This window comes from Aliiroseovarius sp. S1123 (assembly GCF_023015885.1).
Taxonomy (GTDB): Bacteria; Pseudomonadota; Alphaproteobacteria; order Rhodobacterales; family Rhodobacteraceae; genus Aliiroseovarius.
Genome location: NZ_JALKBE010000001.1, coordinates 298,294 through 322,132, shown reverse-complemented (window position 1 = coordinate 322,132; position 23,839 = coordinate 298,294). Strand labels below are relative to the sequence as shown.

General features: G+C 58.6%; 31 protein-coding genes. 16 read left to right on the top strand and 15 right to left on the bottom strand.

The features are described from left to right. Position 1: 1 nt before the first annotated feature. Positions 2 to 1,579: a DUF5928 domain-containing protein gene (locus MWU53_RS01545; protein ID WP_247089681.1), complete on the bottom strand. Its 1,578-nt coding sequence runs from the start codon at positions 1,577 to 1,579 to the stop codon at positions 2 to 4. A gap of 149 nt (positions 1,580 to 1,728) precedes the next feature. On the opposite strand from MWU53_RS01545, the gene MWU53_RS01540 reads away from it, so the two are divergent. Further along, positions 1,729 to 2,547 carry a sulfotransferase family protein gene (locus MWU53_RS01540; RefSeq protein WP_247089679.1) on the top strand — a complete coding sequence of 273 codons (819 nt, stop codon included), beginning with the start codon at positions 1,729 to 1,731 and terminating at the stop codon, positions 2,545 to 2,547. Between the two features lie 27 nt (positions 2,548 to 2,574). Next, positions 2,575 to 2,991: an OsmC family protein gene (locus tag MWU53_RS01535; protein ID WP_247089677.1), complete on the top strand. Its 417-nt coding sequence runs from the start codon at positions 2,575 to 2,577 to the stop codon at positions 2,989 to 2,991. A gap of 44 nt (positions 2,992 to 3,035) precedes the next feature. Here the strand turns inward: MWU53_RS01535 and MWU53_RS01530 are convergent, their stop codons facing one another. Next, positions 3,036 to 4,028 carry an adenosine kinase gene (locus MWU53_RS01530; protein WP_247089675.1) on the bottom strand — a complete coding sequence of 331 codons (993 nt, stop codon included), beginning with the start codon at positions 4,026 to 4,028 and terminating at the stop codon, positions 3,036 to 3,038. After that, positions 4,025 to 4,669 carry an endonuclease III gene (gene nth / locus MWU53_RS01525; RefSeq protein ID WP_247089673.1) on the bottom strand — a complete coding sequence of 215 codons (645 nt, stop codon included), beginning with the start codon at positions 4,667 to 4,669 and terminating at the stop codon, positions 4,025 to 4,027. The genes MWU53_RS01530 and nth overlap by 4 nt, the downstream gene beginning before the upstream one ends. A 116-nt stretch (positions 4,670 to 4,785) precedes the next feature. On the opposite strand from nth, the gene MWU53_RS01520 reads away from it, so the two are divergent. From MWU53_RS01520 to MWU53_RS01510, 3 genes are all read left to right on the top strand, one after another. Continuing rightward, positions 4,786 to 5,646, top strand: coding sequence for a bifunctional helix-turn-helix domain-containing protein/methylated-DNA--[protein]-cysteine S-methyltransferase (locus MWU53_RS01520; protein WP_247089671.1), 861 nt, complete (start codon positions 4,786 to 4,788; stop codon positions 5,644 to 5,646). Between the two features lie 112 nt (positions 5,647 to 5,758). After that, on the top strand, positions 5,759 to 6,424 hold the full coding sequence (locus tag MWU53_RS01515; RefSeq protein WP_247089669.1) for an OmpA family protein: 666 nt from the start codon (positions 5,759 to 5,761) through the stop codon (positions 6,422 to 6,424). Between the two features lie 116 nt (positions 6,425 to 6,540). Next, complete coding sequence (locus MWU53_RS01510; protein ID WP_247089667.1) at positions 6,541 to 7,296, top strand: FCD domain-containing protein; 756 nt, start codon at positions 6,541 to 6,543, stop codon at positions 7,294 to 7,296. 67 nt (positions 7,297 to 7,363) lie between these two features. On the opposite strand, the gene MWU53_RS01505 is transcribed toward MWU53_RS01510, so the two are convergent. From MWU53_RS01505 to MWU53_RS01485, 5 genes are all read right to left on the bottom strand, one after another. After that, the gene (locus MWU53_RS01505) at positions 7,364 to 7,924 is read right to left on the bottom strand and encodes a F0F1 ATP synthase subunit B (RefSeq protein WP_247089665.1); all 561 of its coding nucleotides are present in this window, start codon (positions 7,922 to 7,924) and stop codon (positions 7,364 to 7,366) included. 4 nt (positions 7,925 to 7,928) lie between these two features. Further along, positions 7,929 to 8,468 carry a F0F1 ATP synthase subunit B' gene (locus MWU53_RS01500; RefSeq protein ID WP_247089663.1) on the bottom strand — a complete coding sequence of 180 codons (540 nt, stop codon included), beginning with the start codon at positions 8,466 to 8,468 and terminating at the stop codon, positions 7,929 to 7,931. Between the two features lie 76 nt (positions 8,469 to 8,544). Continuing rightward, a complete protein-coding gene (locus MWU53_RS01495) occupies positions 8,545 to 8,781 on the bottom strand; it encodes a F0F1 ATP synthase subunit C (protein WP_055188564.1) in 237 nt (78 codons plus the stop codon). A 60-nt stretch (positions 8,782 to 8,841) separates the two neighbouring features. Continuing rightward, positions 8,842 to 9,645, bottom strand: coding sequence for a F0F1 ATP synthase subunit A (locus tag MWU53_RS01490; protein ID WP_247090500.1), 804 nt, complete (start codon positions 9,643 to 9,645; stop codon positions 8,842 to 8,844). A 40-nt stretch (positions 9,646 to 9,685) separates the two neighbouring features. Further along, complete coding sequence (locus MWU53_RS01485) at positions 9,686 to 10,024, bottom strand: AtpZ/AtpI family protein (RefSeq protein ID WP_247089661.1); 339 nt, start codon at positions 10,022 to 10,024, stop codon at positions 9,686 to 9,688. Between the two features lie 229 nt (positions 10,025 to 10,253). On the opposite strand from MWU53_RS01485, the gene MWU53_RS01480 reads away from it, so the two are divergent. Continuing rightward, the gene (locus MWU53_RS01480) at positions 10,254 to 10,586 is read left to right on the top strand and encodes a metalloregulator ArsR/SmtB family transcription factor (protein ID WP_108855719.1); all 333 of its coding nucleotides are present in this window, start codon (positions 10,254 to 10,256) and stop codon (positions 10,584 to 10,586) included. Here MWU53_RS01480 and MWU53_RS01475 read toward each other — a convergent pair. Further along, positions 10,583 to 11,473 (bottom strand): LysR family transcriptional regulator, encoded by an 891-nt coding sequence (locus MWU53_RS01475; protein WP_247089659.1) that lies wholly within the window; start codon positions 11,471 to 11,473, stop codon positions 10,583 to 10,585. The genes MWU53_RS01480 and MWU53_RS01475 overlap by 4 nt on opposite strands. Before the next feature lie 122 nt (positions 11,474 to 11,595). Here MWU53_RS01475 and MWU53_RS01470 point away from each other — a divergent pair, with 122 nt between their 5' ends. Together MWU53_RS01470 and MWU53_RS01465 are read left to right on the top strand one after the other, a co-directional pair. After that, complete coding sequence (locus tag MWU53_RS01470; RefSeq protein WP_247089657.1) at positions 11,596 to 12,156, top strand: NAD(P)H-dependent oxidoreductase; 561 nt, start codon at positions 11,596 to 11,598, stop codon at positions 12,154 to 12,156. Between the two features lie 103 nt (positions 12,157 to 12,259). Beyond that, positions 12,260 to 12,973: an SOS response-associated peptidase gene (locus tag MWU53_RS01465; RefSeq protein WP_247089655.1), complete on the top strand. Its 714-nt coding sequence runs from the start codon at positions 12,260 to 12,262 to the stop codon at positions 12,971 to 12,973. A gap of 64 nt (positions 12,974 to 13,037) precedes the next feature. On the opposite strand, the gene MWU53_RS01460 is transcribed toward MWU53_RS01465, so the two are convergent. Continuing rightward, a complete protein-coding gene (locus MWU53_RS01460) occupies positions 13,038 to 13,721 on the bottom strand; it encodes a hypothetical protein (protein ID WP_247089653.1) in 684 nt (227 codons plus the stop codon). Positions 13,722 to 13,934: 213 nt separating this feature from the next. Between MWU53_RS01460 and infC the strand changes: the two genes are divergently transcribed. Continuing rightward, a complete protein-coding gene (gene infC / locus MWU53_RS01455) occupies positions 13,935 to 14,480 on the top strand; it encodes a translation initiation factor IF-3 (protein ID WP_247090498.1) in 546 nt (181 codons plus the stop codon). An 83-nt stretch (positions 14,481 to 14,563) separates the two neighbouring features. Here the strand turns inward: infC and MWU53_RS01450 are convergent, their stop codons facing one another. The 4 genes from MWU53_RS01450 to MWU53_RS01435 all read right to left on the bottom strand — a co-directional run bounded on the left by MWU53_RS01450 (position 14,564) and on the right by MWU53_RS01435 (position 17,327). After that, on the bottom strand, positions 14,564 to 14,974 hold the full coding sequence (locus MWU53_RS01450) for a cytochrome c (protein WP_247089651.1): 411 nt from the start codon (positions 14,972 to 14,974) through the stop codon (positions 14,564 to 14,566). A 129-nt stretch (positions 14,975 to 15,103) separates the two neighbouring features. Further along, positions 15,104 to 16,087 carry an XdhC/CoxI family protein gene (locus MWU53_RS01445; protein WP_247089649.1) on the bottom strand — a complete coding sequence of 328 codons (984 nt, stop codon included), beginning with the start codon at positions 16,085 to 16,087 and terminating at the stop codon, positions 15,104 to 15,106. Positions 16,088 to 16,190: 103 nt separating this feature from the next. Further along, complete coding sequence (locus MWU53_RS01440) at positions 16,191 to 16,775, bottom strand: DUF6691 family protein (protein WP_247089647.1); 585 nt, start codon at positions 16,773 to 16,775, stop codon at positions 16,191 to 16,193. Positions 16,776 to 16,778: 3 nt separating this feature from the next. Then, positions 16,779 to 17,327, bottom strand: a complete 549-nt coding sequence (locus MWU53_RS01435; RefSeq protein WP_247089645.1) for a YeeE/YedE thiosulfate transporter family protein — start codon at positions 17,325 to 17,327, stop codon at positions 16,779 to 16,781. A 123-nt stretch (positions 17,328 to 17,450) separates the two neighbouring features. On the opposite strand from MWU53_RS01435, the gene MWU53_RS01430 reads away from it, so the two are divergent. From MWU53_RS01430 to MWU53_RS01410, 5 genes are all read left to right on the top strand, one after another. Further along, entirely contained in the window at positions 17,451 to 17,867 is a 417-nt protein-coding gene (locus tag MWU53_RS01430) for a hypothetical protein (RefSeq protein WP_247089643.1), read from the top strand. Between the two features lie 84 nt (positions 17,868 to 17,951). Further along, positions 17,952 to 18,995 carry a dihydroorotase gene (gene pyrC, locus MWU53_RS01425; protein ID WP_247089641.1) on the top strand — a complete coding sequence of 348 codons (1,044 nt, stop codon included), beginning with the start codon at positions 17,952 to 17,954 and terminating at the stop codon, positions 18,993 to 18,995. Positions 18,996 to 19,020: 25 nt separating this feature from the next. Next, on the top strand, positions 19,021 to 19,701 hold the full coding sequence (locus MWU53_RS01420) for an orotate phosphoribosyltransferase (protein ID WP_247089639.1): 681 nt from the start codon (positions 19,021 to 19,023) through the stop codon (positions 19,699 to 19,701). Positions 19,702 to 19,852: 151 nt separating this feature from the next. Continuing rightward, on the top strand, positions 19,853 to 21,346 hold the full coding sequence (locus tag MWU53_RS01415; RefSeq protein ID WP_247089637.1) for a replicative DNA helicase: 1,494 nt from the start codon (positions 19,853 to 19,855) through the stop codon (positions 21,344 to 21,346). A gap of 2 nt (positions 21,347 to 21,348) precedes the next feature. Next, positions 21,349 to 21,753: a VOC family protein gene (locus tag MWU53_RS01410; protein ID WP_247089634.1), complete on the top strand. Its 405-nt coding sequence runs from the start codon at positions 21,349 to 21,351 to the stop codon at positions 21,751 to 21,753. On the opposite strand, the gene MWU53_RS01405 is transcribed toward MWU53_RS01410, so the two are convergent. After that, positions 21,750 to 22,241 (bottom strand): DUF6314 family protein, encoded by a 492-nt coding sequence (locus MWU53_RS01405; protein WP_247089632.1) that lies wholly within the window; start codon positions 22,239 to 22,241, stop codon positions 21,750 to 21,752. The genes MWU53_RS01410 and MWU53_RS01405 overlap by 4 nt on opposite strands. A 53-nt stretch (positions 22,242 to 22,294) precedes the next feature. Between MWU53_RS01405 and purB the strand changes: the two genes are divergently transcribed. Then, positions 22,295 to 23,602, top strand: a complete 1,308-nt coding sequence (gene purB, locus MWU53_RS01400) for an adenylosuccinate lyase (RefSeq protein ID WP_247089629.1) — start codon at positions 22,295 to 22,297, stop codon at positions 23,600 to 23,602. A 67-nt stretch (positions 23,603 to 23,669) separates the two neighbouring features. Next, positions 23,670 to 23,831 carry a chitin-binding domain-containing protein gene (locus MWU53_RS01395; RefSeq protein WP_247089627.1) on the top strand — a complete coding sequence of 54 codons (162 nt, stop codon included), beginning with the start codon at positions 23,670 to 23,672 and terminating at the stop codon, positions 23,829 to 23,831. Positions 23,832 to 23,839: the final 8 nt, after the last annotated feature.

Here is a 23,839-nt window from a genome sequence, read left to right as displayed (position 1 = left end):
GTCAGTCCTCAAACAGGTGATTGGTCTGTGCGATCTGAAGCGCCTCATCGGGCTGGATCGACAGGAATTGCGAAATGGCGAGCGCATTTTCCGGCGCCTCGCGCAGCTCGCTGATGCGATAGTAGTTCTGAAAGCCCGCGTCCCGGATCCGGTCACTTTCGCCCGTCACATCCGCGCGGATCGTCGGCAAAAGCCGGTCCATCGCCGCTTTCGATGTATTCTCGCCCGCAAGCCCGATACGGATGGCATGCCCGGCCAGATAGTCGTCCGTGAAGACGCTTTCGATTTCCAGCAGCCGCGTGGTGCAGCGGTCTGCGAAGAAGTCTTGGAACATCTCCATATTCTTGGGGTCCATACACACGACCATGCGGTCGGTGTCGTAGTACTCGAACAGCATCCGCATCAGCGCCCGACGGTGGCGCGCACGTTTGCTCATCTGGGTCTGGATGCCACCCAGATCCGGCATCGGGCAGCTGGCTTCATCGAACAGGTATTCGATCGTCTCGATCCCGGTGACTTCTTTGATCTTGTGGACCAACCGTTTGGCGACGTGCCATTTCTTGGCCACGACAATCAGAAGCTCACGCTCGCGGCCCAAACTGGCCTCGGCTTCCCAGAAACGGGGTGCGAAACGGACGCCATTGCGCCCCCGGTTGGTCAGGAAGCGAAACAGGCTGCGCCCTTCGTTCGAGATCTGGAACTCGATCCCTTTGGCCGCGTAAAGGTCCCCCAGACGCTGCTTTAGCTCGGTCGCTTCGGGGCTGATCTTGCGGGCGAACAGAAAGTCCTGGCTCAGCAGCAAGTCATAATGGTCGTTATAGAACGTCACCGGCATCCCGTAGTCGGTGAACATCAGGAAGGTCAACGTGCTGGTGCGGATTTCAGTGTCCGGCACCAAGTGACGCACGATGGTCTGAAAGAAGGTCTCGTCCGGGATCCAGGTGGTGCGGAAGAACCGCATTACGTCTCTGCGCTCTTGGCAGAATTTCATTACCCACTCGACGGTGCGGCGGCGCAGACACCACCATTGGCTGCCGATCATCACCTGAAGATCCGCAGGGATTTCGCGCGTTAGGCCCAGCTTCTTTTGCAACTGGAAGGAGGTATCAAACAGTTTCTTGTGTTTGCGTTCGTTCAGGAAGTGGCGATAGATCAACCGCTCTTCCTTCATGCCGGTCTTGATCCAGTCGCTTTCGAAGAAATCGAAGCTCTCGATATAGTCGACGTCGTCGCGATCCAATAGCTCGTGCGCGTATTCGGCCGACTTGATCGCCATACAATCACCCGACAGCATGTAGAAATGCGTGGCGCGTGGGAACGTCTCTAAGGCGGCCTCGACGGCGTTCAACGACGCCTGCACCAAGGACCATTCCCCCCATCCGCATTTGATGCGTTTCTTGGCAAAAGTCACATTGGGATTGTCTTTCAACGCATCCTGAATGCGCTGAAAATCCGCCGGGTTGGCGCGGGCATCAAAATGGATCGCCATATAGTCGCCCGCCGCCGTCAGCTGCCGGGCCTGAGAAATGACAGCCTCGGGGTCTTTGTGGCACAGCAAAATGAAGGCGATTTGGGCCATGTCGCGTAATAGACCTTTAGAACTGACGATATCCCGACTTAAATAGCGTGAACATCTATCAGAAAAACAGAGATTCTTTACTTTTTTCCGCAATCTGTTCACAAACAAACTATCTGCGCAGACCAAGTAATTAGAAGACGAGGTATTTTATGGGGTTTCCCGGCATCTGGATGACCGAAAGCGAAAGCGTAGTCTATCGCGTGGTTCCCAAATGTGCCTGTTCGACCATCGGACAAATCATGTTCTATTCGGATCATGGCGAGTTTTTTGATGGCGACATTCACGACAGCAAAGACCGGATGCACAAGTGGGCGCAGGACTATTCTCAGCCGAAGATCGCAGCCAATGTGCGCGAACACCAAAGCTATGCCTTCACCTGTGTGCGCAATCCTTACACACGGATCCTGTCCAGCTTCTTTGACAAGATCTGTGGCATCCAACGCAATGGTCGTCGCTATCGCGGCAATCTGGTGCCACTTCTGATCCAGAAATACGGGATCGAGGTCGGGGACCCCGAAACCGGGTTTGAATTTGACCAGATCCAAAGCTTCCGCCGTTTTCTTCTGTTTGCCCGCGACACCATCCGCTGGCGCAAACCGATGGACCCGGACATCCATTGGTCAGCGATGTCGGGTCATGTCTCGACCTTCATCGTCAATGGCGGGCGCTACGACAACATCTTCTGGACCGAAAAGTTTAACGACGGGATGCAATCCGTGCTGGACGCGATCGAGACGCCGCACGCCGTCGACCTTGCCCAGATCCCGCGTTTCAACGAAAGCGAGGGTCACGGCCCCAAGCGCGCCCACCCGGTCGAAGACTATTTTGACGATCTATCCATGCATCTTGTCTATGAGATCTTCAAACAGGACTTCGAGTTGTTTAAGTACGACTTCGAAAATCCTGGGAACAAAATGCCCATTGGCGAGATTGATCTGGACGAGGTCCACGCCAAACTGGGCGACTGATCCCCTTCTGACTGCGAAGGACACCACATGAAAGCGCGCGTAAAATGGGCCGAGGCCCGTACCTTTATTGGCACCTCTGGCACAGGCCACAACATTGTTCTGGGTACCGGCCATGACGGCGCAGGAACGCCCGGTCCCAGCCCGATGGAGCTGCTCTTGATCGGAACCGCGGGCTGTTCTGCCTATGATGTTGTGTCGATCCTGCAAAAGCAACGTCAGCGCATTGAAGATGTTGACGTTGAAGTCGACGCCGAGCGGGCCGAGACCGACCCAAAGGTCTTCACCAAGATCCACCTGCACTTCATCGTCAAAGGCCGTGGGGTCAGCGCAGACAAGGTGGAACGCGCGATTTCGCTGTCGGTGGACAAATACTGTTCGGCCTCGGCGATAATGGCGGCCTTGGCCAACGTCACCCATGATTACGAGGTCGTGGACACCGAATAAAAGAAAGCCCGGATCGCTTGATCCGGGCTTTTTCATTTGTTGGCTTAGATCAGCCCTTTTTCGCGGAACAACGCTGGCAGATTGCGGTCTGCGCGCGGCCCGATATGGCGGATCACCTCGCCCGCCACAGTACAGCCCATCTCGCCACAGGTGCGCAGATCGGCGCCGGTGGCCAGACCGTACAGGAAGCCTGCAGCAAAGCCGTCGCCTGCCCCGGTGGCGTCCACCGGGACGATGCGCTCAACCGGCACGTCGACACGCTCGCCGCCCGCCAGGATCGATACCCCGTCGCCCGAGCGTGTACAGGCGACCAACGGGCAGATCGCGGCCGTTTTCGCCATTGCCTCTTCCAGATCATCGGTTTGGAACAGTGCTTTCAGCTCTTCCTCGTTGCCAATCACATAGTCCAGCTCGTGCTCGATCAGAATCAGGAAGTCGGTGCGGTGACGTTCGACGCAGAACGGGTCGGAAATCGCGATGCCAGCCTTACCGCCGCCCGCGCGACAGGCACGAGCCATGGCGATGAACGCGTCTTTCCCTTTGTCCTTGTCGAAAAGATAGCCTTCCAGAAACACGATCTCGGCGTCGGCCGCGACCTTGGGATCCACGTCGTCCGGACCCAGCTCGGCCGAGATGCCCAGATAGGTGTTCATCGAGCGTTCGCCATCGGGCGAGACAAAAATCATCGAGCGCGAGGTCGGCAGCTCGCCGCCCGGCACGGGTGGGTTCACAAAGCGGGTGCCGTCCATCTCCATCGCGTCGGCATAGAAATGCCCAAGGGCATCCTCGTGCACGCGGCCGACAAACCCAGTCGTCAGACCCAGATTGCCAATCCCGGCGATCGTGTTCGCAACCGATCCACCGGCCGCCTGCTTGCGATCCTGCATCGCGGCATACAGCACCTCGGCCCGCTCTTTCTCAACCAACTGCATGATGCCTTTTTCAATGCCCATCAGTTCCAGAAAGCTGTCATCGGCGGTGGTGATGACATCCACAACCGCGTTGCCAATCCCGACAACCTTGTACTTTTTCGTCATAAGTTCTTTTCCTCGAAGGGACAGAGGTCCCGAATGATGCAGTTTCCGCACATCGGTTTGCGGGCCTTGCAGGTATAACGCCCATGCAGGATCAGCCAGTGATGGGCATGGTGTTGAAAGTCGGCGGGGATGTTGTCTTCGATGGCGCGCTCGACCACATCCACGTTCTTACCCGGGCAGATACCCGTCCGGTTGCCAACGCGGAATATATGGGTGTCTACGGCCTGCGCCGGCACGCCCCACCACATGTTCAGAACGACATTGGCGGTCTTGCGCCCCACACCCGGCAGCGACTGAAGGGCTGCGCGCGAATTGGGTACCTCGCCGCCATATTCGTCCACCAAGATCTGGCTCAGTTTCATCACGTTCTTGGCCTTCTGACGGAAAAGCCCGATCGTCTTGATATGTTCGGTCAGCCCCTCAAGACCCAGATCCAGCATCTTCTGCGGCGTGTCCGCGACTTTGAACAACGCCCGCGTGGCCTTGTTCACGCCCGCATCCGTTGCCTGTGCCGACAGCGCCACCGCCACGACCAGCGTGAAGACGTTCACATGCTCCAGCTCGCCCTTGGGCTCGGCTTCCTGTTCCTTGAAGCGCTCAAAGATCTCGCGGATCTGATGATATCCGAGTTGTTTTGCCATCGCGTCCATCCATTTCCGCAGATCGTCTTACGCGAGCCACGTTCAATGCGCAATTTCCGGGTCGCCTTGCCAATCCAGAAAAGGCAAGCTCGTGACATAGACGCAAGAGGCCACAGATGACATCGACTGAAGACAGCTATCATTACAACGTGATCCGCCGCGCGATCGAGGAAATCGACGCAGCAGGCGGCGAAACTCTGTCTTTGGACGCCTTGGCCGCGAAGATGGATATGTCGCCCGCGCATTTTCAGCGGGTGTTCTCGCGCTGGGTTGGAGTGTCGCCCAAGCGCTATCAGCAGTTTCTGACGCTGGGCCATGCCAAAACATTGCTGGCCGAGCGGTTCTCGACCTTGGAAACCGCGCAGTCGGTGGGCCTTTCGGGTCAGGGACGCCTGCATGATCTTTTCCTACGGTGGGAGGCGATGAGTCCTGGCGAGTTTGCCAAGAAGGGCGCGGGTCTGACGATCCATTGGGGCTGGTTCGATAGCCCGTTTGGGGCGTCTCTGGTGATGGGTACCGAACGCGGCATCTGCGGCATCGGCTTTGCAGATGAAACCGGCGTCGAAGCAACCTTCGAAGATCTGATTTCACGCTGGCCGAATGCCACGTTCATCGAAGACCCTATGTTCCTGCGACCGTGGGTTCTGGCAGCCTATGACACCGAACTTGGCGCGGACGGAAAGACACCGCTTCACCTGATCGGCTCGCCCCTGCAGATCAAGGTGTGGGAGGCTCTTCTGTCGATCCCCTCGGGTCATGTCACCACCTATGGGCAGATCGCCGATAAGATCGGCCAGCCCCGCGCCGTGCGCGCTGTGGGCACTGCAGTCGGGCGCAATCCGGTCAGCTGGCTGATCCCCTGCCACCGTGCCCTTCGGAAATCCGGGGCGCTTGGGGGCTATCACTGGGGGCTTCCGGTCAAACGCGCGCTCTTGGCGTGGGAAAGCGCCAAGTTGGAGCAAGAGCGCACAGGATAGCGGCTGGGTAAGCGTCTGTTTTCCGCCGAGTTTCCCCATAACAGGGCCTTGTTATTCGATATCAGGGCCCTTTTCTGTATGGAGAACAAGAAAACTAATCGAGGACCGCAGTATGCAACCAAGACATATGATTCTCTCGTTCGGCCTGATCGCCGGACTTGCCACCAGCGCCTGTACATCACCGACGCAAAGCCCAACATCGAACATGGGGCCACGCACCCAGAACGGCGCCGCCATTGGCGCAATCGCAGGCGGCCTGTTTGGCGCGACCCGCAAAGGGGATGGCAAGCTTGGCAAAGCCGCTGTCGGCGCTGTCATTGGCGGCGTTCTTGGTGGCGCGATTGGTCAACAGCTGGACAAGCAGGCAGGTGATCTGCGTCAGGCCATCGACAATGACGACGTGAAGATCGTCAACACCGGCAGCGAGCTGATCGTGACAATGCCACAGGACATCCTGTTCGCCACCAACAGCACTCAGATCAGCCAAGGCCTGCGCGGTGACTTGGCCGCCCTGTCCCGCAACCTGATGCAATATCCGAACTCGGTCGTCGAGGTACGGGGCCACACCGACAACGTGGGCAGCGCAGACTATAACCTGTCGCTGTCGCGCAACCGTGCTGCGGCTGTGGCATCGGTGCTGTCAGCAAATGGCGTGCCAAGCTGGCGCATCCAAACCATCGGCTATGGCGAAGACCAGCCTATTGCGTCGAACCTGGATGCCTATGGCCGCCAGCAAAACCGTCGGGTCGAAATCGTCATCCGCCCCACGCAGACGTAAGCTTGGTACCAGTATCTTAAGTGCTACGGAAAAGTCGGGCCACGTGCCCGACTTTTTTATTTGAGGCTAACGCTCGGATGTGGTCATATATTCTGACCAATTCATACGAGACGCCCATGCCCTTTCAAAAAATCGCCGCAAGCAAACTGTCAAAATCTGTGGTCGAACAAATCGAGCTTCTGATTTTGCGTGGCGTGCTACGTCCCGGAGAACGCCTTCCCTCGGAACGGGATCTGGCGGACCGCCTTGGCGTTTCGCGCCCGTCCTTGCGCGATGCGTTGGCAGAACTTGAGGCATCAGGCCTATTGGCGCGGCGGGCCGGGGCGGGGATCTTCATCTCGAACGATCTGGACAGCTCTTTCCCCCCTGCCCTTACCAATCTTTTCGCGCGCCATGATGAAGCAGTCTATGACTATATCACCTTCCGCCGTGACATGGAGGGGCTTGCCGCTGAGCGCGCTGCGCAGTTCGGGTCAGACACCGATCTGGCCGTCATCAACGAGATTTTCCTGAAAATGGAAAAGGCGCCCGAAGGGCAAGGCGCCGATCTGGACAGCGATTTCCACATGGCGATCATCGAGGCCAGCCACAATGTGCTGATGGTCCATATGATGCGGGCCATGTATGACCTGCTGAAACAGGGCATTCTGTACAATCGGCAGGTCGTCGTGCAGATCACCAACACGCGGATGGACCTGCTGGAGCAACACCGCGCCATCAACGATGCCCTACAAACCCGCGATCCCAAGGCGGCACGCACCGCAATCGAAGCGCATATGGACTTTGTCGCACAGGCCTATACCGACCTGCGGCGCACCGAGCGAAATGAAGAGGTCGCACAGCAGCGGCTGGACTATGAGATGCAGCGATAATACCACCCTCAAATGAAAAACCCGGCCAAAGGGCCGGGTCTCTCGAAAGTCGTTGGAACAAGTCTGCTTAGTGCAGCTTGGCTTCCACGTCCTTGATGGCCTCGTCGATCAGCTTGTTGCCGTCGGTTGCGGTCATCTGTTTGGCGATCATGTCGCGGGCAGCACCTACTGCAACCTGAACTGCGCTGTCGCGCACCTCTTTCACGGCAGCCGCTTCAGCCGAAGCGATCTGGTCTTCAGCAGCAGCCAGACGGCGTGCGATCGAAGCTTTCAGATCTTCTTTAGCCTGAGCCGCAGCGTTAGCTGCTTCTTCCTTGGCATGCGCAACAATGCGCTCGGCCTGCTCAGCCACTTCCTTTTGCTTACGCTCGTAAGACGCCAGAATGGTCTGGGCTTCTTCGCGCAGGGCACGGGCTTCGTCGAGTTCCGACTTGATGCCCTCGGCACGTTTGTCGAGCTGACCGCCCAACATTTTGTGCACGCCCATGTAACCAAGGAAGGTCACGAACAACAGGAATGCCAGGGTGACAACCATGTTGGTGTTGGACAGATCGGTCCAGCCAGCGTCACCTGCGGCGAATGCCGGGCTTGCAGCCAGAACGAAGGGGAGAACTGCGAGTTTTTTCATCAGTTTACCCTTTCATCCGTGCGGTTACAGCCGCAGTTACCGACTTGGCATCCGCCTTATAGCCCATCGAGCTTAGGATTTCCTTAGCGGCATCCTTAGAGACGGCCTTGACGCTTTCGACGGCTCCGGCGCGGATCTCAGCGATCGCGGCTTCGCTTTCGGCAGCTTTGGCCGAGATCTCGGCATCTGCTTTAGCAGCAGCTGCATCCAGATCAGCCTGAATTTCAGCGCGGGCTTCAGCAACAATCTTGTTTGCTTCTGCACGGGCGTCAGCCAGGGCTTTGTTGTAAGCTTCTTCGGCTTCGACAGCCTTCTGCTTCAGCTCTTCGGCAGCAGCCAGATCATTTGTGATCGTGCCCTGACGTTCAGACAGCACAGCCTCGATACGGGGCAGAGCAATCTTGGTCAGAACAAAGTAGATCACGACCAGCGTCACCACGAGCCAGAAAATCTGGTTCCCGAAGGTCGAGAAGTCCAGTTGCGGCATGCCAGCGGCTTCTGCGCCACCGTGTGCTGCTTCTGTGCTTTGTGTGTTACTTGCCATGTCTTAAGTCCTCTGGAACCGAGTTACTTGGGGCGAAACGCTGACGCCTCGCCCCGGCGTAAGGATGGTTCAGGTCTTAGACAGCAAACATCAGCAGCAGAGCGACCAGGAACGAGAAGATGCCCAGGGCTTCTGCAAATGCGATACCGATGAACAGGGTCGCGGTCTGAGCGGCAGCAGCCGACGGGTTGCGCAGAGCACCGGCCAGGAAGTTACCAGCAACGTGGCCAACACCGATAGCGGCGGCACCCGAACCGATAGCTGCCAGACCTGCACCGATGAATTGACCCATTTGAGCGATATTGCCTTCCATTGTGATTTCTCCTTACGTTGGAATGCTTGAATTAGGATTGGTTAGCGGGCTGCAACCGTCTTAGTGCGACGGATGCAGAGCGTCTTTCAGGTATACGCAGGTCAGGATGGTGAACACGTAGGCCTGGATAAAGGCAACGAGCACTTCCAGTGCGTAGACGGCCGAGATGGCCAGGATCGGCAGGAAGCTGAACATGCCCAGGGCAGCAGCGAAGCCGGCGAATACTTTGATAACTGCGTGGCCAGCCATCACGTTACCAGCCAAACGAATGGAGTGGCTGACGGGGCGCACGAAGTACGAGATCAGTTCGATAACGGCCAGGATCGGGCGCAGCGCCAGCGGAGCCGACGACACCCAGAACAGACCCAGGAAGCCTGCGCCGTTTTTGACGAAGCCCAGCACGGTCACGAAGACGAACACGATCATGGCCAGCACAGCGGTCACAGCGATGTGGCTGGTGGCGGTGAACGAGGTCGGGATCAGACCAAGGAAGTTGGCGAACAGGATGAACATGAACAGGGTCATGATGCCGGGGAAGTATTTCACGGCGTCCTTGCCGGCCACGTCCTCGACCATCTTGTAGACAAAGCCATACGCCATTTCGGCAACCGACTGGCTGCGGTTCGGCACGATTGCGCGGCCACTCGAGCCAACAACCAGCATCAGAACGACGCCGATAATCGCCAGAACCATCCACAGGGTCTGGTTGGTCACCGTGAACATACCCAGTTTGCCGTCACCGAACAGCGGCTTAATTTCGAACTGATCCATCGGGTGGATGGCCAGACCAGGATGTGCAGGCGAGAACAGCACGCCCGACAGCAGAACCACCGCCAGAACGGCAAAGAATGCAATCTTGATGATCGGGCCTGCACCCTGTTTTGCGCCTTGTTCAGCCACGTTCCTATCCCTCTTTCTTGTCAGAAGCCTGCGCCTTAGACGCATCTTCTGCTTTCTTCTGCATCTGGGCCGCAGTTCCCAGCATGACTTTCATGCCTGCCGCGAAGCCCAACAATATGAACAGCACCATGAATATCGGCTTGGTCCCAAAGAGACTGTCCAGCCCAAATCCGATGCCAAAGCCGATCACCAGACCGACTGTAAGCTCTATGACCATCTGCCAAGCGAACGATGCCTGGTTATAGGCCTCGTCTCCGGTTTTCTTTTCGTCCTCTTCCCCTTTCGCCGCTTGGATGCGGGCTTCGAGCTCTTTTAAGCGCTCGGTATCGGGGGTGTCGGGCACGAAAATTCCTCCGGTGACGGTTAGGGGGAGTGCTAAGGGGTGCGAGGCTATGAGTCAACGACGTTTAGCGCCAACACGCAAGACTTTAAGTGGCTGAAATAGTTGAACTTTATTCTCAACCTCGATTCTCCACGACCCCAAGGGCGCCCCCAACCACAAGATTCCGGCCAAAAGCGTTTATTTAACCGATTGGTTGACGATTGCGCTGACGCGTCCTAGGCCAATAGACATGGAAACCCGCCTTGACCTTGTCTTTGCCGCCCTGTCCGACCCGACACGCCGCGCCATCCTGACCATGCTTCTGGAAGATGACATGGCGGTCACCGATGTGGCCGAACCGTTCGAGATGTCGCTGCCGGCGATCTCGAAACACCTGACCATCCTGTCGCGTGCGGGTTTGATCGCGCAGGAAAAGCGGGGCCGGGTGAAATGGTGCAAACTGGACCCCAGCGCCCTGCGCGAGGCGTCAGTCTGGATGCAAGGGTTTGGCCAGTTCGAGCCGGTCAATCTGGATGCGTTCGAACGGTTTTTGGAAGTAGAACTGCGCGACGACAGCGTTTAGTCAGGCAAGCTGACTGCTGGATCCGTGTCGGCCCATGTTTTCGCCGCGTCTTTTAGCCAAGACAATACGGCCTGCACCTTGGCGGTGCGATGAAGGTCAACATGCGTCACCAGCCAGAAATCTGACCGCCACTCCGGCTGAGGAGGCATAACCTCGATCAGCTCCGGATATTCGCCGCGCACCGAAAATCCAACACCAGCGCCCGATCGCAGCGCCTGCTGCATTGACACATCATCTGTGACACGGAAGGTGATGTTCTCGTCAGGGATGTTCTGCGCCATCCAACGCGCAAAGGGCGCGCGCCCGATGTCATCCCCGCCGACAAATCTGTGCTGATCCAACGTGTCCTCGGTCGGCAAGCCATAACGCTCGACATAGTTCGCAGACGCATAGAGCGCGAGGTCCAGGTGCAGAAACCGCTGCGCGACGTTATCGGGCTCTTGCGGGGCTTGGCCTGCGCGGATCGCCACATGGGCTTCGCCGTATTCCAGACGGAACAGACGCAAGCCCGTGCGCAGACGGATCAGCGTATTGGGGTGCGCGTGCTGGAACGCTGCCAATACTGGGGTGAGCCGCGGAGAAAAGGACGCAAGAGCGGTGACAACAACCTCACCCGTGACGTCCTCGCCCTGCCCCTTCAACCGAGTTCCCAATTGCGCAAACTGCTCCTCGGTCATCGAGGCGATGCGCGCCAGATCTGCTCCGGCTTCGGTCGGGGTATAACCCCGCGCATGGCGCTGGAACAATTTCACACCCATGCGCGCCTCAAGCGAATCTACATGGCGGATCACTGTCGCGTGGTGAATGCCCAGACTGTCCGCCGCCCCACTGACGGTACCAGCGCGTGCGACGTGATAAGCGGTGCGGATTTCATCCCAATGGTCCATGCGGGCCTCCTGCGCCTCGATATGTGCATTTTCACACACATCGTGTTGATTTACTCAGATTGTGTTTGGAAATGCAAGATCACACATTCCCCTCAACAGAAACGCAACCCCGGAGACATCCAATGCATATCCTTCGTATCGACAGCTCGACCCGCACCGACACTTCGCTTTCGCGCAAACTGGCAGATGACGTTGTGGCCCGTTACGCGGACGCCACCGTCACCACCCGCAACCTGGGCGAGGGCATTCCGCATATTGACGCAGACTTCACCCGCGCGACCTTCACCCCACCCGAAGCACGCAGCGACGCAGACAAAGCCGCCCTTGCTCTGTCGGACGACATCGTGGCCGAAGTTCAGGCCGCCGACCTGATCGTGATCTCGATGCCGGTCTACAACTTCTCGGTCCCCTCGACCTTGAAAGCGTGGATCGACCAGCTGGCCCGTGTTGGCGTGACCTTCCATTATACTGAAAACGGCCCGGTTGGCCTGTTAGAGGGCAAGCGCGTGATCGTGGTCAGCGCTTCGGGTGGCACCCCGGTTGGTGCGCCCTATGAATTCGCCTCGCCCTATCTGACCCATGTTCTGGGCTTCATGGGCCTGACGGACGTGTCCTTCGTGGGTGCTGCGGGCGAAGCGGGTCTTGCCAATGCCGAGCAAGCCATTCAGGCGCTCGCAGCCTAAGATCTCATCAACAGCAAGAAACGAAACGGGGCCGTCTGCGGTCCCGTTTCTGTTTGGGCCACGCGCCATAGACAGCCCGCCCAAATGCGGGCAAGCTTTCCATATGTGTGGAAGACTGATCGCAGGCGAGATGACGCAGGCCCAGATGGCGGCCATTATTGAAGGGTTCATCTATCCCAGTCGCTCTGTCGTGATCGCCAGCGACGCGCCACCCGCAGCGACCGGATATAATGTAAAGCCCACCCAGCAGGTGAATATCCTGTTCCCGCAGGGGGAAAACCTGATCGCCTCGACCGCGCGCTGGTGGCTGGTACCGCATTGGTTCAAGGGACCGGCCGAGGATTGGAAGGCGACCACCTTCAACGCCAAGATCGAAACCGCGCACGAAAAACCCACCTTTCGCGAGGCTTGGCGCCACGCGCGCTGCGTGATCCCCGCGCTGGGGTACTATGAATGGAGCGGGCCGAAGTCGGACCGGCAGCCCAACTATATATCTCTGCAGCAGAATGATCCGGTGACGCTGTTTGCCGGACTACGCAGCACATTGGCCGATGGACGCGAGACCTGCACCATCCTGACACGCCCCGCCCTGCCCGAGATCCACGACCTGCACCCGCGCATGCCGGTGCTGCTCTCGGCCGAGGAAGCGGCGCAGTGGATGGACCACTCTGCCCCAGATGACGAGATCCGCGCGGCGTTCGGCACCCATTGGACAGGGCGTTTCCAGACGCATCAGGTGGCGAAGTTCGGCATGAAAGATGATGGCCTGCAGCTGATCGAGCCCGTGGGCACCGGCAGTTTTAACTTCGGGGACTGACGGCACAAAAAAAGCCGCGCAGATTGCTCTGCGCGGCATCGTTTTTTGCGGCTGAAGCCTGAGCTTACATGCCCAGCGCAGCTTTGATCTGGTCCAGCGCAATCTGAAGCAGGGCCGGGTTGTTGGCAGCGGCTTCGGCAGCCGATTTCAGAGCGACCTTGGTCGCGTCGTCCAGTGACGAACCGTCGATCAGCTCGCCAACCTTAGCTGCATCAAACCCTTCAGTCGTCAGCAGGTCTTCTGCGGCAGCTTCTTCAGCAGGCGCTTCTTCGACCGGGGCTGCTTCAGCGGCGGCCTCAGCAGTTTCGCCGGTCACAGCTGCGGCAGCGTCGTCGACAGCACCCGCTACAGCTTCGGTTGCGGCTTCGGTTGCAGCACCCAAAGCTTCCGTCACAGCAGAATTTTCGCCAACAACACCCGTTACTGCTTCACCAACGGCTTCCATCGCACCCTCAACGGCTGTGGTGGCAGCTTCTGTGGCCGCAGCGGCGGCAGCTTCGGCAGCAGCCGCGGCAGCATCTGCAGCGGCGGCTGCTTCGGCGGCGGCGGCTTCTTCAGCGGCCTTGGCTTCTGCTTCGGCCTGTGCAGCAGCTTCTGCAGCTGCAGCTTCTTCTGCGGCTTTGGCATCGGCAGCCGCAGTCGCAGCAGCTTCTTCAGCCGCGATTTTGGCTTGGTTACCTTCGTACCATTTGTAACCGCCAAAGCCGGCCGCAATTACAACCAGAAGTGCGATAATGGATTTGTTCATGTCGACATCCTCAATTCGTTATCTGCGCAGGGTCGCAGGATCGACCCTGTCATCACCACCGGATGTGCGTGCTTCACGGCGAAGGCGCAAGGGGAGTTTCGCGCTTTCGGCATCAAAACGCTTAGAAAAGCCAAACTATCGGGTTGAAAGCAGGGCGGCGCACCTTTACCGTCCGCGTCCATAGTTTATCGAAACGACAGAAGGAATGGCACCATAGCCCGCAGACCTCATAACGCGCCCCCGACGCGCGACACCGGCCCCCGCATCAACGATCGCATTCGCGGCCCGGAAATCCGCCTGATTGGCGCCGATGGCGAAAACGTTGGGGTTGTCCCCCCGGCGCGTGGCCTAGCTATGGCGCAAGAGGCAGGTCTGGATCTGGTCGAGATTTCGCCCAATGCCAATCCCCCTGTCTGCAAGATCATGGATTTCGGCAAGTTCAAATACGAACAGCAAAAACGCGAATCCGAGGCCCGCAAGAAGCAAAAGACGATTGAGGTCAAAGAGGTCAAGTTCCGCCCGAACACCGACACTCATGACTATGACGTCAAGATGCGCAACGTGGTGAAATTCCTGGAAAAGGGCGACAAGGTCAAAGTGACCCTGCGCTTCCGTGGCCGTGAAATGGCCCACCAGAACCTTGGCCGCGAGCTTCTGCTGCGTGTGGCAGAAGACATCAAGGAATTGGGCAAAGTGGAAAACATGCCCAAGATGGAAGGCCGCCAGATGGTCATGATGATCGGCCCGCTGCCGAAATAATCCTATCGGACAATGCTTTAAGAACGCCCTGCTTTCGCAGGGCGTTTTTTGTTGCGCGCCCCTCGCACAGGGCCGAACAGCACTTATTTCTGGATGCTCTCCAGATAGTAGACAAGTGACAGAATACGTCCACGCACCTCGTAGACCGCGCTCAGATCACGTTCCAGCCCGCTTCCGGCATGGATCGAAAACTGGTCACCCCATACAGGCATGTCCGATCCGTGCGCCATCACACCGGAACGACCATCAACCATATGGACAACCTTCAAGAAGGGAAACTGTCCGTCGTTTCTTTGAGCAATGGTGGTCAGGTCAGGGACGCTCATGTTCAAAACGTCGCCCAACGGACCGTTCCCATCAGCCTGTCTCCCGTGACAAGACGCGCAGTAGCTTAGGTACTGCTCTTCACCCGGCGTGTCAGCAAACGCGGCGGTTGCTATCAGCCCGCTTGCGAAAGCGATCGTAGCGGTGATTTTTGGTAGATATTTCAGCATGATCCGTCCTCCTCATCGTTCGCGCGACGCTGGATTCAGCGGTTCATGGGTGTCCTCCACCCGTATAGACTTTAGCAGAATTTAACGCATACACCTTGATTCAGGACAACTCAGGGTGCGCCCACAGTCTCAGCTCAGTGAACGACGATGCCGCGCCACAAGCTCGGCCATGATCGAGACCGCGATTTCCGCAGGCCCCAAAGCGCCAATGTCCAGCCCAACCGGACCGTGGATTCGGCGCAGGTCTTCAGGACCATACCCACGCGCTGAAAGACGCTCGAGCCGCTGCCCTTGCGTGCGCCGCGACCCAAGCGCACCGATATAGAAAGCGTCCGAATTGAACCCCGCCTCAAGCGCCGGGTCATCGATTTTGGGGTCATGGGCCAGCGTCACGATGGCCGTGCGATGGTCGATGCCGATCTGGGGTAACACGTCATCGGGATATTCCTCGTGGATGGTAACGCCCGGAAAGCGATCCGGGGTCGCAAATGCCCCGCGCGGGTCGATCAGCGCCACGTCGAACCCGACAATCTGCGCCATCGGGATCAAGGCCTGCGCGACGTGAACGGCCCCGGCGATGACCAGACGCAACGGTGGCTCATGCGGATGGACATAGAGCCCGTCGTGAAGGCCAATCTCGACCTCGGTGTCCCGTGGCGCCCGCAAGCTGCGCGCCCAGCCGTCCAGCGTCACCTCATAGACGATACGCGTGCGTGTCGACCGGGCGGCCACCAGTTCTTCCAGCATCGCAATCGGCAGACCGTGGCCCGCGCCGATCCCCGCGCCCACGGGTTCGACCAGCACCTTTATCTCGCCCCCGCAGGCTAACCCGGCCGAGAATGCATCTTCGCCGGACACCCCAAACTCCAACAGAACCGGCAGGCCCGTGCGCAACGCTTCCTGCGCTTCGATCACCACCGCACCTTCGACGCACCCGCCCGAGACCGAGCCCTCGATCTCGCCGCTTTCGGCAATCAGCATCTGGCTGCCCGTCGGGCGCGGCGCACTGCCCCATGTGGATACGACCGTGGCAATCGCCACCTGTCGGCCTTGGCCAATCCAATCCAGCGCCAGTTCAGGAATGCGGTCGAAGGAAGAAAGGGGGTTTGTCACGGCAACCTCGTATTTCGCTTCGAGCGAATGTGGGCATTCCCCGCGGCCCACGCAAGAGAAAGGGCCGCACAAGGCGGCCCGTTTCATTGGATTTCTGTCGTGATTACTCGGCAGGTGCTGGTACCGCATCGCCACCCGGGGCTTCCGGAACGGCAAAGGCCACGGCAACAAAGATAAGGCCCAGAACGATGCCCAGCACGTCGCCAGGCATAGCCATCAGCCCGTCATATTTCGCGCCCGGCACTGAACCCAAGGTCACCTTGCCGCCTGCGATGGCGTCAAGCATGCCCGTCGCTTTCACCGACGGATAGGTGATCATGTAGGCCGCAGCACCCAGCAGACCGCCAAGGATGAAAAACAGCGCATCTTTACGGCCTGTCGCAGCAGCGCAGACACCTGTTCCGGGGCAGAATCCCGACAATGCCCATCCAGCACCCAGCAGCAGGCCTCCGACAAACACACCCACATAGGCGGTTTTGACTGACATATGACCCACGTCGACAAGGCCAACCATCTGGCCGCCAAACATCAGGATCGAGCCGACACCGATGGCGAGCAGGATGGCTTTCATCAGGCCCAGAGACCGCAGGCTTAGCATACGGATTAGGACCGTGGGGTTGGTGGCACCAATGCGATCAAGGACGAAGCCGAAGAGCGCACCGATGATCAGAGCAAGTACAATCTGCATGGCTTATCCTTTCTTATACATCATCATGGCAACGGGTACGGCCGCAGCAAAGGCGCCAGCCGCGAAGATGTAACCCGACAGCGCTGTCTGCATCATGCCCGACATCATGTGGCCCGAGGTGCACCCCCCCGCCAGTCGCGCCCCGTAAAGCACGACGAAACCGCCGGCAAAGGCGATGGCATAGCGCTTGATCGGCGTGTCTCCGAAGTTGGCATAGTGGATCGCGGGTAGCTTGTTTTCGTCTGCACCATTGCCGCCGCGCATCTTGGCCGACAGGAACGCGCCGACCATCATCGCGATCACGAAGATGAAGCTATAGTTCAGCGGGTTCGCGACCGACTTGGCGTATTTGCCGCCGGATTTCGCCAGATAGGCGTTGGTAGACGTATAGCCATCGTCGGTTTTGGTCACCAGTTCCGGGTTGACGACATCCGCGACGATCCCATCCAGGATCACGAATTGCGTCGACACCCCGATGGGTTTGACCAAGAGGACGGCAAGGAAGAACACAAGGCCCAGCGCCACCCCTCCGATTTTCCAGTTCAGTGTCATGGGACACCTCCTTCACATTCATTTATGCGAATATGTTTCATTGCAAACGACATGAATGTCAAGGCGTGGCCGACTAAACCGTAGTTAAACCGGCTTTAACCAAACGAGCCCCATGCTGGTTTCATGGAACAGATTCGCACCCCACTGACCGGAACCCCTCTTGTCCTGCCGCAAGCCAGCCACCCGTGTGGCACAGCGCAGGACATGCCCCTTCACCCTGCCGATGAACTGGCCCAGATCCGCGCCGAGCTGAGACGCCTACATCAGCGCGAAGACGAGCTACGCCGCTTCTTTCGTGAGGAAGCGCAGGAACAGGATTTCAGCGGTGCTGCGCATGAGGCCACCGTGGTCGCGCATAAGAAGCGGGTGTTTGATCCGTCAAAACTGCCACAATCGATTCTGGCCAATCCCAAATTCTATCGGGACGAACTTCGTATGTTGGTCACGACAGCCGAGAAACTACTTGCCTTGCCCTATCCAGCGCTCTTGCCGGTAATAGACGAACTTGAAGAGGATCTGGTGGACGCGCTGCCAATCTAAGGCGGTGCACAATGGAGCAATCCTTCCCCTGAGACACGCTTTCCTCTGGACCATACCGGCAGGGCTGCGCTATGCCATGCTCCGATGACCCAGACACTTACGATCCGCCGCCCCGACGACTGGCACCTGCATCTGCGCGATGGCGAGATGCTGAAAACCGTGCTGCCCGAAACCGCGCGCCATTTCGCACGCGCGATTGTTATGCCGAACCTCGTGCCGCCGGTGGTCACCATGGCCGATGCCACCGCCTATCGCGAGCGCATCATGGCAGCCCTGCCCGCAGGCATGTCTTTCGAACCCCTGATGACGCTTTACCTGACCGAGGACACGGATCCCGAAGATCTAGCTGCTGCGCATGCATCGGGCCTGATCACATCGGTAAAGCTGTATCCTGCCGGGGCCACGACGAACTCGTCCAGCGGTGTGCAAAACTTCGACAAAGTGCGCCCGGTGCTGGAAAAGATGGCCGAGATCGGCTGCCCCCTGTGTGTCCACGGCGAGGTCACCGACCGTGACATCGATATTTTCGACCGAGAGGCCGTGTTCATCGATCGCGTGCTTGCCCCGATCCGTCGCGCCACGCCCGAGCTGCGCGTGATCATGGAGCACATCACCACCAAGGACGGCGCTGATTACGTCAAAGCGAACGAGAGCAAACTGGGCGCAACCATCACCGTCCAGCACCTGATCCTTGATCGCAACGACATGCTGGTGGGCGGTATGCGCCCGCACTATTACTGCCTGCCGATCCTGAAGCGCAGCGAACATCGCGAGGCGCTGATCGCGGCGGCCACCTCGGGCGATCCGCGCTTTTTCCTGGGCACCGATAGCGCCCCGCATCCGACCCACGCCAAGGAAAGCGAATGCTGCTCGGCGGGCTGCTTCACTGCGCCGAACGCCCTGTCGATCTTGGCCGAAGCGTTCGAGGCCGAAGGCGCGCTGGACAAGCTGGAGGGCTTCACGTCTCTGCACGGCCCAGCCTTTTATGGCCTGCCGGTGAACGAGGACACCATCACGCTCACTAAGGTCGACGAACCCGTCACCTATCCCGCGACACTGCAAGCGGGCGACCACACGGTCACCACATTCGACCCCGGCTTTCCGCTGCACTGGCGTGTTGACGCCTGATCTTACTTAACGAGGACCGCTGCCCATGATCCCCTCCACCTTCCCCGCGAAAGAAGAAATTGCCCGCCTGACCGCCCGGATGCTTCTGGAAATCGGCGCTGTGAACTTCAACACGGACGAACCGTTCACGCTGGCCTCGGGCCTTCCCAGCCCCAGCTATATCGACTGCCGCAAGCTGATCAGCTTTCCGCGCATCCGTTCGACCCTGATGGATTTCATGGCCGTCACGATCATGCGCGAAGCGGGCTTTGAAGCATTCGACAACATCGCCGGTGGCGAAACCGCAGGCATCCCCTTCGGCGCATGGGTTGCTGAACGTCTGGCGCTGCCGATGACCTATGTGCGCAAGAAGCCCAAGGGTTATGGCAAGAACGCCCGCATCGAAGGTGCGATGGATGACAGCCAGCGTGTGCTGTTGGTCGAGGACCTGACCACCGATGGTGGCTCGAAACTGTCCTTTGTCGATGCGATTCGCGATACCGGTGCCACCTGTGGCGCCACCGCCGTGATCTTCTATTACGACATCTTTCCTGAGACAGAAAAAACCCTGTCCGATCATGGCGTTCAGCTGATCCACCTCTGCACGTGGTGGGATGTGCTGGCGGAAGCAAAGGCGCAAGGCGTGTTCTCGTCCGAAACGCTGGACGAGGTGGAGCGTTTCCTGAACGACCCGCGCGGCTGGCAGGCCGAGCGAATGAACGCCTAAGCCACCACTACATTCAGGTGTAATTTTGCGGGATCCTACCAAATCTGGTAGGGTTCTGCAGGCCTTACTTATCCACAAGTTACTCACAGAAACATACATTTTGCGTCGGTAAGTCCGAACACGTAAAACAGCGGCCTAAGGACAGGTAGCGATGAACGAGATCAGCAATATCCAGCAAGGTGCGAACTCCGGTGACGGCGAGGTGCAGGACAGCCTGCCCCACCACATCGAAGCCGAGCAGCAGCTTCTGGGCGCGATCCTGACCAACAACGACGTGTTCGACCGCGTCGCGTCGATCATCAACGCCGGTCATTTCTACGAACCCGTCCACGCCCGCATCTGGGACATCGCCGCCAGCCGGATCTCAAAAAACGCTCTGGCCAGCCCGGTGACGCTGAAGGCGTTCATGGAGGATGACGAGGGCCTGAAGGAACTGGGCGGCCCCGCCTATCTCGCGCGTCTGGCCGGTGCCGCGATTTCAAGCTTCGCCGCGCGCGACTATGCGCAGATGATTTATGACCTCGCCATCCGGCGCGAACTGATCCAACTGGGTCAGGACATCGCAGCGAAAGCGCAGAAGGTCGACATTTCGTCCGAGCCGAAAGAGCAGATCGTCGAAGCCGAACAGGCGCTTTATAAGCTTGGCGAAGCAGGCCAGACAGAAAGCGGCTTCCAAAGCTTCCTGAAAGCCGTGACCGAGGCCGTGCAGGTTGCCAACGCTGCCTATCAGCGCGAAGGCGGTATGGCCGGGATCTCGACGGGCCTGATGGATATGGACGCCAAGCTTGGCGGCCTTCATCCATCCGACCTTCTGATCCTTGCCGGTCGTCCCTCGATGGGGAAAACCTCGCTTGCGACCAACATCGCCTTCAACGTGGCGAAAGCCTATAAGAAAGGCACAAAGCCGGACGGGACCGAAGGGGCCATTTCGGGCGGTGTGGTCGGTTTCTTCTCGCTCGAGATGTCTGCTGAGCAGCTGGCTGGTCGTATTCTGGCCGAAGCGTCCGAGATCTCGTCCCACAAGATCCGCCAAGGCGATATGGACGAAAACGAATTCCGCCGTTTCGTCCAAGCCGCCAAGGATCTGGAAAGCTGCCCGCTGTTCATCGACGACACCCCTGCGCTACCGATTAGCCAGCTGGCCGCACGCGCACGTCGCTTGAAACGGACTCACGGGCTGGATCTGCTGATCATCGACTATCTGCAGCTGTGCCGCGGCATGGCCGAAAACCGCGTGAACGAGATCGCTGAGATCTCGATGGGTATGAAAGCCATCGCGAAAGAGCTGAACATCCCAGTGATCGCGCTGTCCCAGCTTTCGCGTCAGGTGGAAAGCCGCGACGATAAACGCCCGCAACTGTCCGACCTGCGTGAATCGGGGTCGATCGAGCAGGACGCCGACGTGGTCATGTTCGTGTTCCGCGAAGAATACTATAAAGAACGCGAAAAACCGGGCGACCACGAGCTTGACCGCATGGCCGCATGGCAGGACGAAATGTCCAGTCTTCACGGCAAGGCCGAGGTCATCATCGGCAAGCAACGTCACGGTCCCATTGGCACGGTTGAGCTGTCCTTCGAAGCTCAGTTCACCCGTTTCGGCAACCTTGTGAAAGCATGGCAGCAAGGGCCAAGCGACGGGTTTTGATCATGATTGCCGGGGTGAACCACATCACCCTTGCGGTGACAGACCTTCCGCGATCCATCTGGTTTTACACGGATATTCTGGGTGGCACGCTGCGTGCCGACTGGTCGCACGGTGCTTATCTTGAGCTAGGTGAACTGTGGCTCTGCCTGACGCTTTCAGACACGCCAATTCAATCCCGACAAGATTACACCCATATCGCTTTGTCCTGTAAGGACGCCGATTTCCCAACGCTTTCCAGACAGATCAGGGATCACGCTGAGCTTTGGCAAGACAACAAATCTGAGGGTGCGTCGCTCTATTTTCGTGACCCTGATGGACACCAGTTGGAACTTCACCAGGGCAACCTTGCCTCACGCCTTGCGCATTACCGCACGCAGGTGGACGGTCAGGTCCGCGTTTATGACTAAACCCCAGACCGCCGATAACGAGTTATCATCCGATAGTCCTTACGCGGCCCAGTGACAGTCCAGACTGAAGACCAAACAGGCCAATCCGCGAGATTGTAGGAAACGTGATACATATCCGGGTCACACCAGTGCTGATCCGTAAGATCATCACTCGTAAGATCGAAATTGTGAAAGTCTCGCCCATCGTCAAACAACACCTGAACGCGACCATTTCCAGTATCACGCCAATGGTAAACCCGGTTGGCAGTAAACTGTGCCCCTGTGGCTGTCACAAGCTGACCTTCTTCATGGTACGTCACCCCATCTGCCGCCTGCGAAAACTCCGCACGGCCCGTCAGGTGATGTGTCTCGCCCGATTGCTCGACAATCTCGCGTGTAATCTTCCAAATTCCAAGAAAATCGGTGATTTCCACCTTAGACACCCCATTATCGTCGCAAACATAGCCCTCGCGCGCCCATTCACCGCACGCATCTCTTGTTCGCTGCATCGCGGCAGTTTATGAGAAGCGCGACTGCCAACCAAACGAAAAAGGCTTCGCCGATGATCCCTCGTTATGCCCGCCCCGATATGGTCGCCATCTGGTCGCCCGAAACCAAGTTCAAAATCTGGTACGAGATCGAGGCGCATGCCTGCGACGCCATGGCCGATCTGGGCGTGATCCCGCGCGAAAACGCGGATGCCGTCTGGAAAGCCAAGGACGTTGAGTTTGACGTGGCCCGCATCGACGAAATCGAAGCCGTCACCAAGCATGACGTCATCGCGTTCCTGACCCATCTGGCTGAACATGTCGGCTCGGATGAAGCTCGTTTCGTGCACCAGGGCATGACCTCGTCCGACGTTCTCGACACCTGCCTGAACGTGCAGTTGGTCCGTGCCGCCGACCTTCTGCTGGTTGGCATGGACAAGGTTCTGGCCGCCCTGAAGAAACGCGCGCTGGAGCACAAAGACACTGTCCGCGTGGGTCGTTCGCACGGCATCCACGCCGAGCCCACCACCATGGGCCTGACCTTCGCGCGTTTCTATGCGGAAATGGACCGCAACAAGAACCGTCTGGAAAAAGCCCGCTGGGAAGTCGCCACCGGTGCGATCTCGGGCGCAGTTGGCACCTTCGCCAATATCGACCCCGCCGTCGAAGAGCATGTCTGCGAAAAGCTGGGCCTGCGCCCCGAGCCGATCAGCACTCAGGTCATCCCGCGTGACCGCCACGCCATGTTCTTCGCCACGCTTGGCGTGATCGCCTCGTCGATTGAAAACATCGCCGTGGAAATCCGTCACATGCAGCGCACCGAGGTTCTGGAAGGCGCCGAGTTCTTCTCGATGGGCCAGAAGGGTTCGTCGGCGATGCCGCACAAGAAGAACCCGGTTCTGACTGAAAACCTGACCGGTCTGGCCCGTCTGGTCCGCATGACCGTGATTCCCGCGATGGAAAACGTGGCCCTGTGGCACGAGCGCGACATCTCGCACTCGTCGGTCGAGCGCGGCATTGGCCCGGACGCCACCGTCACGCTGGACTTCGCCTTGCATCGTCTGGCTGGCGTCATCGACAAGATGCTGATCTTCCCCGACAACATGCTGGACAACATGAACAAATTCCCCGGACTGGTCATGTCCCAGCGCGTACTGTTGGCCCTGACTCAAGCTGGTGTGTCGCGCGAAGACGCCTATTCGATGGTGCAGCGTAACGCGCTGAAAGTCTGGGAAGAGCGTCTGGATTTCCGCGAGCTGCTACTGGCAGACGAGGCCGTGGTCGAAGCGCTTGGCGTCGACGCGATCAACGAGAAGTTCGATATGGGGTACCACACCAAACATGTCGACACGATCTTCAAGCGGGTCTTCGGCGACAGCTGATCCGTCCTGAATTTGGGCGCTCCGCCCATCTGTGCTATGATAGGGGCCTTCTGAACAGGAGGCCCCTATGCAATTCAGAACCCTGCTTTTCACGGTCCTGCTGGCGCTGGTCCCAACACTGTCCATCGCTGGCCAATGCACCCACGGTTCGCACGAAGCATCGACCTGCGCAGCCGGACAGGTTTGGAACGATAAACTTCAGGCCTGTATCGACGATACATCGGTCTGATCCGCCCG

Bases quoted from the DNA above. Each gene is read 5' to 3' on its own strand.
- MWU53_RS01505 (WP_247089665.1), bottom strand. From the start codon at position 7,924: ATGAAAAAACTCGCAGTTCTCCCCTTCGTTCTGGCTGCAAGCCCGGCA.
- MWU53_RS01480 (WP_108855719.1), top strand. From the start codon at position 10,254: ATGGAAACCCGCCTTGACCTTGTCTTTGCCGCCCTGTCCGACCCGACA.
- MWU53_RS01460 (WP_247089653.1), bottom strand. From the start codon at position 13,721: ATGAACAAATCCATTATCGCACTTCTGGTTGTAATTGCGGCCGGCTTT.
- MWU53_RS01435 (WP_247089645.1), bottom strand. From the start codon at position 17,327: ATGACACTGAACTGGAAAATCGGAGGGGTGGCGCTGGGCCTTGTGTTC.
- purB (WP_247089629.1), top strand. From the start codon at position 22,295: ATGATCCCTCGTTATGCCCGCCCCGATATGGTCGCCATCTGGTCGCCC.
- MWU53_RS01470 (WP_247089657.1), top strand. From the start codon at position 11,596: ATGCATATCCTTCGTATCGACAGCTCGACCCGCACCGACACTTCGCTT.
- nth (WP_247089673.1), bottom strand. From the start codon at position 4,669: ATGGCAAAACAACTCGGATATCATCAGATCCGCGAGATCTTTGAGCGC.
- MWU53_RS01520 (WP_247089671.1), top strand. From the start codon at position 4,786: ATGACATCGACTGAAGACAGCTATCATTACAACGTGATCCGCCGCGCG.
- MWU53_RS01450 (WP_247089651.1), bottom strand. From the start codon at position 14,974: ATGCTGAAATATCTACCAAAAATCACCGCTACGATCGCTTTCGCAAGC.
- MWU53_RS01440 (WP_247089647.1), bottom strand. From the start codon at position 16,775: ATGCAGATTGTACTTGCTCTGATCATCGGTGCGCTCTTCGGCTTCGTC.
- MWU53_RS01465 (WP_247089655.1), top strand. From the start codon at position 12,260: ATGTGTGGAAGACTGATCGCAGGCGAGATGACGCAGGCCCAGATGGCG.
- MWU53_RS01535 (WP_247089677.1), top strand. From the start codon at position 2,575: ATGAAAGCGCGCGTAAAATGGGCCGAGGCCCGTACCTTTATTGGCACC.
- MWU53_RS01405 (WP_247089632.1), bottom strand. From the start codon at position 22,241: ATGCAGCGAACAAGAGATGCGTGCGGTGAATGGGCGCGCGAGGGCTAT.
- MWU53_RS01530 (WP_247089675.1), bottom strand. From the start codon at position 4,028: ATGACGAAAAAGTACAAGGTTGTCGGGATTGGCAACGCGGTTGTGGAT.
- MWU53_RS01395 (WP_247089627.1), top strand. From the start codon at position 23,670: ATGCAATTCAGAACCCTGCTTTTCACGGTCCTGCTGGCGCTGGTCCCA.
- MWU53_RS01540 (WP_247089679.1), top strand. From the start codon at position 1,729: ATGGGGTTTCCCGGCATCTGGATGACCGAAAGCGAAAGCGTAGTCTAT.
- MWU53_RS01420 (WP_247089639.1), top strand. From the start codon at position 19,021: ATGATCCCCTCCACCTTCCCCGCGAAAGAAGAAATTGCCCGCCTGACC.
- MWU53_RS01430 (WP_247089643.1), top strand. From the start codon at position 17,451: ATGGAACAGATTCGCACCCCACTGACCGGAACCCCTCTTGTCCTGCCG.
- MWU53_RS01495 (WP_055188564.1), bottom strand. From the start codon at position 8,781: ATGGAAGGCAATATCGCTCAAATGGGTCAATTCATCGGTGCAGGTCTG.
- MWU53_RS01500 (WP_247089663.1), bottom strand. From the start codon at position 8,468: ATGGCAAGTAACACACAAAGCACAGAAGCAGCACACGGTGGCGCAGAA.
- MWU53_RS01515 (WP_247089669.1), top strand. From the start codon at position 5,759: ATGCAACCAAGACATATGATTCTCTCGTTCGGCCTGATCGCCGGACTT.
- MWU53_RS01545 (WP_247089681.1), bottom strand. From the start codon at position 1,579: ATGGCCCAAATCGCCTTCATTTTGCTGTGCCACAAAGACCCCGAGGCT.
- pyrC (WP_247089641.1), top strand. From the start codon at position 17,952: ATGACCCAGACACTTACGATCCGCCGCCCCGACGACTGGCACCTGCAT.
- MWU53_RS01415 (WP_247089637.1), top strand. From the start codon at position 19,853: ATGAACGAGATCAGCAATATCCAGCAAGGTGCGAACTCCGGTGACGGC.
- MWU53_RS01510 (WP_247089667.1), top strand. From the start codon at position 6,541: ATGCCCTTTCAAAAAATCGCCGCAAGCAAACTGTCAAAATCTGTGGTC.
- MWU53_RS01410 (WP_247089634.1), top strand. From the start codon at position 21,349: ATGATTGCCGGGGTGAACCACATCACCCTTGCGGTGACAGACCTTCCG.
- MWU53_RS01475 (WP_247089659.1), bottom strand. From the start codon at position 11,473: ATGGACCATTGGGATGAAATCCGCACCGCTTATCACGTCGCACGCGCT.